Origin of the sequence: Paraburkholderia sp. BR10937 (assembly GCF_040965695.1) — a bacterium.
In the GTDB taxonomy this organism is placed as follows: Bacteria; Pseudomonadota; Gammaproteobacteria; order Burkholderiales; family Burkholderiaceae; genus Paraburkholderia.
Genome location: NZ_JBFRCL010000017.1, coordinates 35227 through 48577 on the forward strand (window position 1 = coordinate 35227; position 13351 = coordinate 48577).

The 13351-nt window shown below is 64.0% G+C and carries 12 protein-coding genes; 10 read left to right on the plus strand and 2 right to left on the minus strand.

The features are described from left to right. The first annotated feature begins 19 nt into the window (after nt 1–19). From AB4Y44_RS16080 to AB4Y44_RS16090, 3 genes are read left to right on the plus strand one after another with little or no spacing between them, the layout of a single operon-like run. Nucleotides 20–1138 (plus strand): acyl-CoA dehydrogenase family protein, encoded by a 1119-nt coding sequence (locus AB4Y44_RS16080; protein ID WP_368700161.1) that lies wholly within the window; start codon nt 20–22, stop codon nt 1136–1138. A 16-nt stretch (nt 1139–1154) separates the two neighbouring features. After that, entirely contained in the window at nt 1155–2030 is an 876-nt protein-coding gene (locus AB4Y44_RS16085) for a phosphate/phosphite/phosphonate ABC transporter substrate-binding protein (RefSeq protein WP_368700162.1), read from the plus strand. Then, a complete protein-coding gene (locus AB4Y44_RS16090; protein WP_342920043.1) occupies nt 1987–3207 on the plus strand; it encodes a ferritin-like domain-containing protein in 1221 nt (406 codons plus the stop codon). The genes AB4Y44_RS16085 and AB4Y44_RS16090 overlap by 44 nt, the downstream gene beginning before the upstream one ends. Before the next feature lie 8 nt (nt 3208–3215). On the opposite strand, the gene AB4Y44_RS16095 is transcribed toward AB4Y44_RS16090, so the two are convergent. Beyond that, nucleotides 3216–3653: a GNAT family N-acetyltransferase gene (locus AB4Y44_RS16095; protein WP_342920044.1), complete on the minus strand. Its 438-nt coding sequence runs from the start codon at nt 3651–3653 to the stop codon at nt 3216–3218. Between the two features lie 386 nt (nt 3654–4039). Here AB4Y44_RS16095 and AB4Y44_RS16100 point away from each other — a divergent pair, with 386 nt between their 5' ends. Genes AB4Y44_RS16100 through AB4Y44_RS16110 form a run of 3 tightly spaced genes read left to right on the plus strand, consistent with a single transcriptional unit; the run spans nt 4040 to nt 6932 of the window. Next, on the plus strand, nt 4040–4861 hold the full coding sequence (locus tag AB4Y44_RS16100) for an ATP-binding cassette domain-containing protein (RefSeq protein WP_342920045.1): 822 nt from the start codon (nt 4040–4042) through the stop codon (nt 4859–4861). After that, the gene (locus AB4Y44_RS16105; protein ID WP_368700163.1) at nt 4858–5898 is read left to right on the plus strand and encodes an ABC transporter permease; all 1041 of its coding nucleotides are present in this window, start codon (nt 4858–4860) and stop codon (nt 5896–5898) included. The genes AB4Y44_RS16100 and AB4Y44_RS16105 overlap by 4 nt, the downstream gene beginning before the upstream one ends. Nucleotides 5899–5927: 29 nt before the next feature. After that, nucleotides 5928–6932 carry a substrate-binding domain-containing protein gene (locus tag AB4Y44_RS16110; RefSeq protein WP_368700164.1) on the plus strand — a complete coding sequence of 335 codons (1005 nt, stop codon included), beginning with the start codon at nt 5928–5930 and terminating at the stop codon, nt 6930–6932. 85 nt (nt 6933–7017) lie between these two features. Here AB4Y44_RS16110 and AB4Y44_RS16115 read toward each other — a convergent pair whose 3' ends face one another. After that, nucleotides 7018–7854 (minus strand): AraC family transcriptional regulator, encoded by an 837-nt coding sequence (locus tag AB4Y44_RS16115; RefSeq protein WP_368700165.1) that lies wholly within the window; start codon nt 7852–7854, stop codon nt 7018–7020. Nucleotides 7855–8093: 239 nt separating this feature from the next. On the opposite strand from AB4Y44_RS16115, the gene AB4Y44_RS16120 reads away from it, so the two are divergent. From AB4Y44_RS16120 to AB4Y44_RS16135, 4 genes are read left to right on the plus strand one after another with little or no spacing between them, the layout of a single operon-like run. Then, a complete protein-coding gene (locus AB4Y44_RS16120; RefSeq protein WP_368700166.1) occupies nt 8094–9338 on the plus strand; it encodes a sugar ABC transporter substrate-binding protein in 1245 nt (414 codons plus the stop codon). Between the two features lie 32 nt (nt 9339–9370). After that, on the plus strand, nt 9371–10312 hold the full coding sequence (locus AB4Y44_RS16125) for a carbohydrate ABC transporter permease (RefSeq protein WP_368700167.1): 942 nt from the start codon (nt 9371–9373) through the stop codon (nt 10310–10312). Next, complete coding sequence (locus AB4Y44_RS16130) at nt 10305–11246, plus strand: carbohydrate ABC transporter permease (RefSeq protein ID WP_368700168.1); 942 nt, start codon at nt 10305–10307, stop codon at nt 11244–11246. The genes AB4Y44_RS16125 and AB4Y44_RS16130 overlap by 8 nt, the downstream gene beginning before the upstream one ends. Nucleotides 11247–11261: 15 nt before the next feature. Further along, the gene (locus AB4Y44_RS16135) at nt 11262–13235 is read left to right on the plus strand and encodes a glycoside hydrolase family 127 protein (protein WP_368700169.1); all 1974 of its coding nucleotides are present in this window, start codon (nt 11262–11264) and stop codon (nt 13233–13235) included. Nucleotides 13236–13351 lie beyond the last annotated feature (116 nt).

Genomic DNA, 13351 nt, shown 5'->3' on the forward strand with positions numbered 1-13351 from the left:
CTCTGCCCGGGAGACTCCGATGTCCTTGCTCGACGTGCTGGAACCGCTCGTTCGCACCGTTATTGCCCCCGAAGCCTCCCAAACGGATCAGCTCGCGCGCTTTCCTCGCGCGGCCATCGACGCGCTAGGCGAGGCACGCCTGCTCGGGCTCGTCAGCGCCGAGGAGGTCGGCGGCATGGGGCAGGGCGTCGCGCAGGCGTGTCAGGTGGTCGAGCGCATCGCGCGGGATTGCCCGTCCACCGCGATGGTCGTCACCATGCACTACGCCGGCGCGATCCTCATCGAAAAATACGGCCCCCTCGAAGTGAGGCGCGCCATTGCGCAAGGCGACCACCTCACCACGCTGGCGTGGTCCGAGACCGGCACGCGCAGCCATTTCTGGGCGCCGGTCGGCACCGCGCGGCCCGATGGCGACGATTTCGTGCTCAACGGCAGCAAGAGCATGGTGACGTCCGCCATCGAAGCCGACTCCTACCTCTGGTCGTCGCGACCGGCGCTGGCCGCGCAAGGCGCCAGTACGCTCTGGCTCGTGGACAGCCGCGCGCAAGGGCTGCACTGTCCGCAGCCCTTCGACGGCCTCGGCTTGCGCGGCAACGCCTCCGCGCCGATCCAGGCCGAAGGCTTGCGTGTCCCGGCCAGTGCGATGCTCGGCCCGGACGGGGGCGGCGGCGACATCATGAATGGCGAAGCGTTGCCGGCGTTTGCAAACCTCGTTGCGTCGACATCGATCGGCATCGCCGATGGCGCACTGGCGCGCGCGATTCCACACGTAACCGGCAGCCGCTTCGCGGAGAGCGGCAGCGCCCTTGCCGACCTGCCGACCATCCGCGCCTATCTCGCCCGCGCGCAGCTGCGCGTCGATCAGGCGCGCGTGCTGCGCGACGATACGCTCGCCGCGCTGGCAACGGGCCGGCCCGACGCGATGCTGCGCGTACTCGAAGTGAAGGCGGTGGCCGCGGAAGCCGCGCTCGCCGTGACCGATACGGCGATGCGCATTTGCGGCGGCGCGGCCTTTCGCAAGGAGGTGGGCATCGAGCGTCTGTTCCGCGATGCGCGCGCCGCTTCCATCATGGGACCGACATCGGACGTCCTTTACGACTTCATTGGCCGCGTGCTGTGCGGCCTGCCGCTCGCCTGACGAGGAGACACCCATCATGTCCTCAAGCGCACGAAATGCCCCCCTGATGCTCGGCGCCGTTGCCTACGCGCCCAAGGTCGTCACGATCTGGGAGGGCTTCAAGGCATGGTTTGCCGAACGCGGGCTCGCGATCGACTATCTGCTTTACTCGAACTATGAAACGCAGGTCGAGGCCCAGTTCGCAGGCGATATTGCGTTCGCGTGGAATTCCCCGCTTGCCTGGATACGCGCGAGCCGCATCGCGCAGGCGCGCGGCGAGACCGTGCTGCCGCTCGCCATGCGCGACACCGACCGCGACCTGCATTCGGTGCTCGTGGTTCGCCGCGACAGTCGCGTCCAGACGCTCGCCGACCTGCGCGACGGCACGATCGGCTTCGGCGCGATCGACTCGCCCCAGGCCACGCTGATTCCGCTGGATCATCTGCGCCACGAGGGCGGCCTCGTCGCGGGCGAGGACTACCAGGCGCGCCGCTTCGATGTGCTGGGCGGCAAGCATGGCGACCACGTCGGCGGCGAACGCGAGGCGGCGAGCGCGCTCGTGCGCGGCGAAATCGACGCCACGTGGATGATCGCCGGCAACTTCCGGGCGTTTGCCGACGAAGGGACGCTGCCAGCGGGTGCGTCGCGCATCGTTGCCACGACGGGCGCATTCGATCACTGCAACATGACGGTCAGCCCTGGCGTGCCTCAGGAAGCGACCCAGCGCTTTGGCGACTTGCTGCTCTCGATGGACTGGAATGACGCGCGGGTGCGTCCGTTGCTCGAACTGGAGGGTCTCAGGTCATGGCTGCCCGGCCGCACCAGCGGCTACGCATTGCTCGAGCGCGCGGTAACGGAAGAGGCTTTCTATGACGAACAAGGCCGGATCGCCGAGCCCGCTTATCGATATTGAGTCGCTCGGTTTCGACGCCGGCGCGCATCTTCTGGTCAGACACGCACTGGACGCGCTGACGCCGGGCCAGACGTTGCGCGTGCTGGGCGCGGCGCCCGGCTGGGAGGTCATGCTCGGGCACTGGTGCCGCGCTCAGGGCCATCTCGTGCAGTGGCAAGCGGCCGAAGGACGGCGCTTCGCCGTGATCGAGCGCGACCGCCGCTACGGACGCTGGCGCGACGCGCAGCAGACCGGGCGCAGCGATCCGCGCGTGGCAGGGGCGGTGGCATCGCGCGCATCGCCCGCCTGGGGACTGGCGGCCAGAGGCGCGCAGGTGGAAGCGGCTTCGCCTGAATTCGCCTTCCGGCTGGACCAGAAAGCGGAGGTCTGGAGCGAGAACGCCGCCGATCTGTACGCCCAGGCGGTCGCCGCGCAATGGGATCCTGACGAGGCGATCGACTGGCGGGTGTCATTCGAATTGCCGGCCCCGGTGGAAGCCGCCGTCGTGCAGATCATGACCTACCTGGTCGAGAACGAGAACGCCGCGCTCATCGTGCCCGCGCGCTTTCTCGGGCAACTGCATCCGCACTACCGTGAACTGCAGGCCGCGCTCGCGATCCAGGTGGCCGACGAGGCGCGGCACATCGACGTCTTCACCCGGCGCATTCGCCACAAGGGCCACGAGCCGGCGTTATCGACGGCAGGCGGGCAGGCATCGCTCAAAACGCTGCTCGACGAACCCGATTTCTCGGTCGCGAGCTTTATGCTTTCGGTCATGGGCGAAGGCACCTTCGTCACGCTGCTGCAATTCCTGCAGAGTCACGCACCCGATCCCCTGACACGCCAGATCGCACGGCTTGCCGTGCGCGACGAGGCCCGTCATGTCGCGCTGGGCATGTCCCATCTGCTTTACCGGCTCAACGGCGAGCCGCGCCTGCGTTCGCGTCTGGCCCACGCGGTCGAGCAACGTCATGACGCACTGGAGGGCACCGCGGGCCTCAATGAGGAGGTATTCGACGCGCTGATCCTGATTGCCGCGGGCGAGTTGACGCCCGCGGCCGTGGCGCGAGGCTACGCGCAGGTTCAAACCTTGATGCGCGAAATGGCAGATGGCCGCTACACGAGGCTGGTGCGCCTTGGCTTCGAGCCGGCTCAGGCGAAGCAACTTGCTGCGCTGCATACGCGCAATTTCATGTAGCGGCGGCGTTACCGCCGCCTCATCAGCAACGACGTGTCAGTCGCGTCGACCACCTGAAACCCAAAGCGCTGGTAAAGGCTTATCGCCCGATTGCCCTTCAGAACACTGAGTTTGACAGGGACGCGAGCGTTGTCTGCGTGGCTTGGAAATTCACCGAGCAGATGGGCCGCGATACCGCGACCCTGATGTTCGGGCAGGATCTGGATTTGTACGATGGTCCATTCATCCGGGTCGCAAAAGAACTTGAAGAGTCCGAGGTTTTCCGACCCGCAACAGATGACATAAGCGTCGTCGTAGCGATAGCGCAGACGCGCCCAATGCGCTTCCTCGTCGGTCGATTCGCCGGCACGTTCCAGATGCCCGGTCATCGTTGCCCTGCGTAGCTCGAACAGAAATGGTTCGTCGGCGGGCGTCGCTGCGCGAAGCGTGAATTCAGGTTGATTCATACGTGGCGGTCGAAACTGGGTTGGCGGGCCCGGTGATTGTTGACCATCTCAAGGACGTTGTCGACCTCGATGCCGTGGTGGCGAACCGTGCTGTCGCGCCTCCTGCACGAGCCACCGCGTCAGGTCATACGCGCGAAGTTTGCTATCAATCGTGGACGTGCCCGGGTCCCTTACATTCCGTTATTCGGATGCCCAGGACTAGTAATTTCCCGATGAAACAAGCGGTCTCGCGAGGCGATTCTTGAACTAGACTTTGACTGTTAGTCTTACTATATTCCAGAGACTTTTCCATGTAAGTTGATGCGGCGATCGATAAGCAAAGGGGAAAGTTTTATGGTTATCGTCGTACACAACAACCCTGTAGGTCATTCGCGCTGGAGCGTAGCGTGACGGCGACCGATGCCGCGCGCGCTGCGAGCGACTGGCGGCATATCGTGCGCGCGCAGGGCATCAGCCTGTCCTACGGCAAGATACGTGCGCTTTCCGGCATCGACCTCGCCATTGGCCGCAACGAGATCGTCGGCCTGATCGGCGATAACGGCGCGGGTAAATCCACGCTCATCAAGGTGCTGACCGGGGTCGTGCGGCCGAGCTCGGGCAAGCTGTTCATCCGCGACGAAGAGGTCGACTGGAGCCGCTTTTCCGTGCGCGAGGCGCACCGGTTGCGCTTCGAGACGGTCTATCAGGAAAAATCGCTCGGCGAGAAGCAGCCGCTGTGGCGTAATTTTTTTGTCGGCCGGCAGATCACCAACCGATTCGGTTTTATCAATGTCGCCGAAGAACGGCGCATCGCCAACGATATTCTCAAGCAACAGCTCGGTTTTCGCGGCGTGGGGATCGACGCGGATTCGTTGATTGCGAAACTTTCCGGCGGCGAGCGCCAGGGCATCGCGATCGGACGGGCGATGCATTTCGACAGCGATCTGATCATTCTCGATGAACCCACGGTGGCGCTTGCCATCAGCGAGGTGCGCAAGGTACTCGACTTCGTTCGCTCCATTAAGGAGTCCGGCCGCGCCTGCATCTACATCGAACATAACCTCGCTCATGTGCATGAGCTCGCCGATCGGCTGGTCGTGCTCGATCGCGGCCGCATTGTCGCGGACATCAAATCCGGTGAGATGAGCCTCGAAGACCTCACGCGATTTTTGATCTCGCTACAGCAGAGCGGGCACGGACCGGCGCCGGTTGCGGGGACAAGGACGTGAGCGATCCGATCAAGGAAAAGCGGCCGGTGCGCCCGGTGGGTTTGCGCCTGCCGGGTTTTGCCCGCCTGGAAGGCTTGCCGAGCCTGGTCGTGTTCGCGCTGGTGGTCGGCCTGTTCATGGCGACCGCGCCACGCGTCTTTCTGGGCTGGCCAATCTACTTCTCCTTCCTGACCACCGTGCCGCCTCTCGCGGTGCTGGCGATCGGGCTGACGCTGGTGATTGCGGCAGGGGAGATCGATCTGTCGTTCCCCTCGGTGATGGCCTTCTCGGGCTTCCTGTTCGCCTGGTGCGTGAACACCACCGGATCCGCCTGGCTAGCCATTGTTGCGGCATTGGCGGGCGGTGCACTGGTCGGCGTGGTGAACGGCGTGCTGGTCGCGGTGGTCGGCATGCCGTCCATCATCGTGACGATCGGCACCCAGTTCCTCTGGGCCGGTGTGGCATCGATCCTTTCCGGCGGGCTCTCCTATGCATTGCAGCAGCTCGCCAGCGGGTCGGCCTACGCGGTATTCACGGGCACGCTGTTCGGTCTGATCCCGATGCAGGCGCTCTGGGCGCTCGGCCTCGCCGTGTTCATGTGGTTCATCCTCAATCGCCACCGTTTCGGCGAGCACGTGCTGTTCATCGGAGACAACCGCAACGTGGCGAAGGTCGTGGGCATCAACGTGCTGCGTGAGACGGTGAAGCTGTTCACGCTGATGGGGGTGCTGGCTGGTTTCGCCACGGTCCTGCTCACGCTCGAGAATCTGAACTACTTCTCGACCCAGGGGCAAGGCTATCTGCTGCCGGCGCTCGCCGGTGTGTTCATCGGCGGAACCTCGGTGTTCGGCGGTACGGCGACGATCGTGGGCACGTTCTTCGGCACCTTCGTGATTGGCATGCTGGAGGCCGGCATCGTTGCGACCGGTATCGCCGGCTTCTGGGTCCAGGCGATCGAAGGGGTGGTGTTCATCGTCGCCGTGATCCTGCATCTGTTGGTCGAGAATCCCGCCAGGCTGCGCGCGTTGCGCGAAAGATTGAGGCTTGGGCGGCGCTAAAGCCGTTAAATCAGGAGATAGGAGCGGAAATGAACAAGATCATGACTGGGTTCCTCCTGGGGGCGGGCGTGCTTGCGTTCGGCCTCTCGCCGAACGCTGGTGCCACCGATCCGACCACGTCAGGCCAGCTCGGCGCCGGTATGACGATGTATATGCAGATGGGCGGAAACCCCGGCGACGGCGCGACGCTGCCACGTCAGACCGGGGCGGCGGATGCGGGGCATGCCTTCGGCATCAAGGTGATCGAGCAGTTTTCGGCCTGGAGCCCGGAGACGATGCTTGCGCAGTTTCGCCAGGCGATGGCGGCGAAGCCGACCTGTATCGGCATCATGGGCCACCCGGGCGATCCGGCCTTCGCCCCGCTGATCAAGCAGGCGGTGGATCAGGGCATCCTCGTGACCGTCGGTAATACGCCGCTGCCCGATAACCAGAAGCTCTACGACGCGAAGGGCTTCGGCTACGCCGGCGTCGAACTCTATGTGGGCGGCCAGATCACCGCACAGGCCATGCTCAGCGCCGGGCTCAAGAAGGGCGACGAGGCGCTCGAATACGGTGTCTTCAACGAGAGCGTGCGCAGCCAGTCCGACCGCGGCCTTGCCGAGACGCTGGAGAAGGCCGGCGTGAAGGTGACCCGGCTCAATATCTCGCCGCAGGTGGATTCCGATTCATCGCTCGCCGTGCCGATCCTGGTCGCCTTTATCCAGGCGCACCCTGGTCTGAAGGCGATCGGCACCCAGCACGGCGGCGTGACCGGGTTCGTTCCGCAGGCGCTCCAGCAGGCCGGCAAGAAACCGGGGCAAATCATCGTGGGCGGCATCGATCTGGCGCCCGCCACGATTTCCGGGCTGCAGAGCAAATTCATCACCGCGACGCTCGACCAGCAGCTTTATCTGCAGGGTTTTCTGCCCGTCACGCAGTGCGTGCTCTCGGCGGCTTATCACTTCGCGGGACTGACCATCAACACCGGCGCCGGTGTGCAGACACCCGCGACGATCGACTCGCTCATTCCGCTCATCAAGCGCGGGATTCGCTAAGAACGAATGATGCGAGATGGAGTGGCCCGGGTGCCGTCGTCATATCGAACCGATCTGGCGCAGGTATCCCGGCCTTCCGCGCGTGTCAGGCTGTGTTGATGTGAACGCGCAAATGCAGCCTTCGGAATGCATTCGGCGTCATGCCCTTACTCTTCTTGAACAGCCTGCGGAAATAGCCGCTGTCTTCGAATCCGCATTCGTAGGCGACCTGCGCGATCGTCAACCGGTCTTCGGCAAGTACGATGGCGGCGTGCAGCATACGCCGTTCGTGAACGGCGTCGGTCAGCGTGCGGCCATAGACGGCGCGATAGACCCGTCCTAGATAGTCCGCGTTGCAGCCGAGGTGCGCCGCGATCGACGACGCGCTGATCGGCTCATGAAAGTGCGTGCGAATCCACCGGTCGGCGCTTGCCGCCAGCTGCTGCGGCGCGCCGTCGACCGCGGTGGCCGCCACGCGCGAGCGCTTCAGTTCCCAGAGCATCTGCAGGATCGTGAGGCTGTCCGGCAATGGCTGGACACCGTAGATCTGCTGGTCGTTCAGGAGACGCTGGAACATCCCCGATAAATGATCGGGCCGCTCGACCCGCGCGTGCTGCGGAATCTCGAGCAACTCACGGCTTGCCGAACCGGAAAGCGGCGTTTCGGGCAGCGTGAAATGCACCCAGTAAAACTTGAGATCGGGGGCGAACGGCGACGTGCCGCCGTGCAGCCGGCCCGGCCAGAGCAATAACGTTTCCCCCGCATTCACCTCGAATTGCCTGCCGTCCTCGTGCAGTTTGAGGCAGCCCTGCCGGACATAGATCAACTCGTACGACTGGATGCGCCGCGACGGGTGCACGCCCACGCCGCGCGATACGAACAGGCCGCCATTGCTGGCTTCGAGAGGCGGCGACCAGGCCAGGCGGAGGGCTGGATCTGTCATGGGTGAAAAAGTCGGAATTGTCCTGTTTTACTGCGGTTTCTTCATCTTGCGGTGGCACATGGGGCATGTCAATCTCTGCGCACCGGGCGTTCGCGGCAAGCCGGAAAAGGCTGCTGCAACGCACCAAGGTAGAAAAAAGCCCAAGTCCCGAAGTTTGGCGGCACGTCCCGCGCGGCGAAGCCAGCATGACGGTCTGGCAAACGTCGCAAGCGGCGTGTCGATGACAAGAGGAGACATCCATGAATCGATGCAAGCGGTGGCTTGGCCGCCTGGCATGCGTGGCGCTGTTCGCCGCGACTCATGCACAGGCCGATGATGGCATTTCCTTCTGGGTGCGCGCGTCGGATGCGGCGTTCGTCACACCGCTCGTCGCCACATGGAATCAAGGTCATCCCACCAAGGTCAATCTGACCGTCATTCCGAACGACGACTTCGTCACCAAGTTCGGCACCGCATCGGCGGGCGGCGCAGCGCCTGACGTGATCGCCATCGACCTGATTTTCGTGCCGCAGTTTGCGCGCGCGGGTCAACTGACCGACATCACCGACCAGGCGAAAAAGCTGCCGTTCTACCAGAGCCTCAGTCCCTCTCATCTGCGGCTCGGGAATTACCAGGGCAAGCAATATGCGCTGCCTTTCAGTGCGGAAAGCTCGATGCTGCTCTATAACAAGAGCCTCTTCAAACGCGCGGGCCTGAATCCCGATCAGCCGCCGAAGACGTGGGCCGAACTCGAAGCCGATGCGAAGAAGATCACCGCGCTCGGCAACGGGGTCAAGGGTTTCTATTTTTCCGGCGCGTGCGGCGGCTGCAACATCTTTACGTTGACGCCCTACGTCTGGGCTTCGGGCGGCGACCTGCTCTCGGCCGATGGCAAGACGGCGACGCTGACTAATCCCGCGCTCGAAGGCACGCTCGCCATGTATCGGCGCATGTGGGAAGCGGGCGATATGCCCGCGAGCGCGAAAACCGACAGCGGTGCGAACTTCATCAATGCGTTTCTGACCGGCAAGATCGGCATGGTCGGTTCCGGCGCATTTTCCATCGGCATCCTGAAGAAAACGCATCCCGAGATCGACTTCGGCCTCGCCTATTTGCCGGGACAGAATGGCGGCTGGGCGAGCTTCGCGGGCGGCGACTCGATCGCGATCCCGGTGGGCTCGCAGCACAAGCAGGACGCGCTCGAATTCATCAAGTGGAGCCTCGGCGAGCAGGTCCAGGTCGATCAGTTTGCGAAGAACGGCAGTATTCCCGTGCGTGTCGACCTCGCCGACAACGCCTATAGCAAGCTCGACAGCCGCTATCTGCTGGCGGCCACGGCAATGAGCAAGGGCCGCACGCCGTACAGCACGAAGTTCAATCAGTTGATCAACGATCCCAACGGCCCCTGGCTCGCAATGATTCAGGAGGCGGTGTTCGGCAAGGGCGTCGATGCGGCCGTGACGACCGCGCAGGCGCGTTTCACCGAGATCCTGAACGCCCAATAACGCTGAACAACGCGCATCAGGAGGCGAATACGATGGACGTCCTGAACGAAGCGTCGCCCGCCGGCACGGGTTTCGCGTTGCCGGCCAGGCGTCGGCCGCAGCGTGGAGGCGTCGGCCGGCGCGGCGCAGGGTACTGGTTCGTGCTGCCATGCTTTGCATTCACGGTAGTGTTTTTCCTCCTGCCACTGGCGATGACGATCGGCATATCGTTCTACCACTGGCCGCTGATGGGCGTCCCCTCGTTTGCGGGCTTGCACAACTATCTGGAACTGCTGCACGACGCGTCGTTCTGGGGCGCGCTGTGGTTCACGACCGAGTACACGCTGCTCGTGACGCCAGCCATCTTCGTGGTGGCGTTCCTGCTGGCGCTGCTCGTGAATCAGGCGAGCCGCTTCGTCGGCATCTTCCGGACAGCGTTCTTTCTGCCCGTCGTCATCGGCATGACGACGGCGAGCCTGCTGTGGGTGTGGCTGTTCAATGATCAGGTCGGCATCTTCAGTGCGATCCTCATGCAACTGGGCATCGTCAGCGAACCGGTTCAGTGGCTCGGCGACACCAATTCCGCGCTGGCCTCGCTGATCGTCATGGTGGTGTGGAAAGCCTGCGGCTTCACGATGGTGATCCTGCTGGTCGGCATGCAGGCCATCCCGCGGGATCTCTACGAGGCGGCACGCATCGACGGCGCACGGTGGTGGGCGCAACAGCGCTACATCACGCTGCCGATGATGCGGCGCACCTTCGCGCTCGCGCTGATCATGGCGGTGATCGGCTCCTATCTCGCTTTCGAGCAGTTCTACGTAATGACGCGAGGCGGCCCGATGAACAGCACGATCACGGTGGTCCACTGGATCTATCGCGCGTCGTTCACGTATTTCAAGCTCGGCTACGGCGCCGCGATGTCGGTGGTGCTGCTGATCGTGTTGCTCGCGCTGAGCGTGATCCAGATGGTTCTTCTGCGAGACGACGATGAGTAACAAGCTACGTTCCGCCGAGACCGGCTTCGTGCCGATGCCGCCAACTGCGCTGAAGGCCAGCGTGCCCGCCCTGAACTATGCCGGCCATGCAAGCCGGCTGAAGAAGCGGCTTTCGGTGGCGCTTTACTACCTGATCTGCGGGGTCCTGACGCTGCTCTTTCTGTTCCCGATCGCCTGGTCCGCGCTGACCTCGTTCTATTCGGCAGCCGATGCGAGCGCGTCGCCGCCTCGCTGGATTCCATCGCGTCTGTCGCTCGAAAACTACCAGAACCTCGCGGGCTACGGTGAAGGGATCTGGCGGTATCTCGGCAACAGTGCGTCGGTGGCGCTGATGACGGTGGCGATGACGCTCGTGCTCTCGATGCTCGGCGGTTACGGGTTCTCGCGATTCCGCTTCCGGGGGCGCAACGTGATCTTCGTCGTCATCCTGGCGACGCTGATGATTCCGTTCCAGTCGATCCTGAACCCGCTCTTCGTGTTGCTGCGCTGGATGCACCTGCAAGGCACGCTATTCGGGCTCGCCCTCGTCTACACGACGTTCCAGTTGCCGTTCGCCGTGTTCATGATGCGCAACTCGTTCGACTCGGTGCCGCTCGAAATCGAGGACGCTTCGCTGATCGACGGATGCAGTTCGCTGCAGTCGCTGCGCATGATCATGTTGCCGCTCGTCATGCCGGGGCTCGTCACGGCCGGCCTGTTCGCGTTCTTCGGTTCCTGGAACGAACTGCTGGCCGCGCTGATCCTGCTTGGCGACGCCAGGCACTACACGCTCCCGGTCATGCTCCTGAACGCGCAAAGCGGGCAGCTCGGCGCGATCGACTGGGGGCTGATGCAGGCGGGCATCACGATTTCGATCCTGCCGTGCGCGCTCCTCTTCCTGCTGCTGCAGCGCTTTTACATCAACGGTCTGATTGCTGGCGCGGTCAAGGCATAACCTTCCCCATACATCATGAACGACACAAGAACCTTGCGACAGCCCGTAGTCGTCGATTTCGCCTCCACCCGCTATGCGCGCATCAAACCCGTTGCCGTGAGCGCGGTCGAACTGCGCGGCGACTTCTGGGGGCCGCGCTTTGCGACGAACATCGACAAGACCTTGCCGAGCCAGTGGGACCTGCTCGAAAGCACCGGGCGGCTCAACAATTTCCGCCGCGTGTCCGGCGACTACGATGGCCCCTTCGAAGGCATCTTCTTCAACGACTCCGACCTTTACAAATGGCTCGAAGCCGCGTCGTGGGTGGTGGCGCGCGGACCGCACGCGCTACTGGAAAAGCGCATCGACGAAGGTATCGCCCTGATCGAACGTGCGCAGGACGAAGACGGCTATATCGACAGCTATTTCAGCGTGGAGCGCAAGGCGGAGCGCTGGAGCAACCTGCGCGACCTGCACGAGATGTATTGCGCGGGCCACCTGATCCAGGCCGCGGTGGCGCACCATCGCGCCACCGGAAAGCGCCGCCTGCTGAACGTGGCGATCCGGTTCGCCAACCTGTTGTGCGACCGCTTCGGGCCCGAGGCGGAAGGGAAGGTCGAGGCCATCGACGGGCACGAGGAAATCGAAATGGCGCTCGTCGAACTCGCGCGCGAAACCGGCAATGACCAGTATCTCGCGCTGGCGCGCTTCTTCATCAAAGCGCGCGGTCACGGCCTGCTCGCGGGCGGCCGGTTCGGCGACGCGTATTTCCAGGACGACGTGCCGTTCGAGCAGATGGAAACCCTGGCTGGGCATGCGGTGCGCGCCTTGTACATGTCTTGTGGCGTCACCGATCTCTATCTGGAAACCGGCGAAGCCGCGCTGCTGCGGCGTCTGGAAACGCTGTGGGAGCGGCTCGTCGCGCATCGCATGTACATCACTGGCGGCGTGGGCGCGCGGCATGACGGCGAGTCGATCGGCGCGGACTTCGAGTTGCCGAACGGCCAGGCCTATACCGAAACCTGCGCCGCGATCGGCAGCATGATGTGGTGTCACCGGATGCTCGCCGCGACGGGCGACGCACGCTATGCCGACCTGTTCGAGTGGACGCTGTACAACGGCATGCTGCCGGGCTGGTCGCTCGGTGGCGATGCGTACTACTACGTGAATCCGCTGGAGGACGACGGCGGGCATCGCCGGCAACCGTGGTACTACTGTGCCTGCTGTCCACCGAACGTCGCGCGCACGATCGCGTCGCTGCCCGGCTACGTCTATGGGACCGATGCCGACTCGATTTACGTGCAGCAGTATATGGAGAGCGACGCGCGTATCGACATCCACGGACGCACGGTGGCGCTGCGCCAGCGCACGCGGTATCCGTGGGACGGCGCCATTGAAATCGCCGTCGATGCGCAAGGCGAGTTCGCGCTGAAGTTGCGCGTTCCGGGATGGGTCGACGGCACGGCCGGATTCGTCACGGCTCGCGACGGTGTAGCAGCCGCCGCGCGGGCGAATGCGGCGATCGGGGTGACCGCCAACGGCCAGGCGATCGACGCCACTGCGGACGCGCACGGCTACATCGCGGTCGAGCGCCTCTGGCAACCCGGCGATGTGATTCACCTGACGCTGCCCATGGCCCTGCGCGCCTGGCAGAGCCACCCGAAGGTGCCCGACAATCGCGGCCGCATTGCGTTGAGCCGCGGGCCGCTGCTGTACTGCGTCGAACGCGCCGACATGCCGGGAGTCGATCTCGACGAGCTTTATGTCGACCCTCAATGGCTCGAAGCGGAGTGGCGAGCAGAGCAACTCGGGGGCGTGGTCGTGCTCAGGGGTGCTGCACACAAACGCGCAATCGATCCGGACTGGACGGGAGCGCTTTACCGGCCCCTGGCTGAAGCCGCTGATGCAACGCTGCGCAACGATGCCACCCTGATCGCGATTCCTTACTTCGCCTGGCATAACCGCGAAAGCGGACCGATGAAGGTCTGGCTGAACTATCGGGGGGAGTGAACCGCTGCGTTGCCGGATTCATCGGCTCGCCGAAGATGAACTTCCTGGAAGGCGCCGAGCAGGCGGAGGATATATGCTCGGTGCTTTTCGGGACGAGGTTCGGGCATGGCGTATGC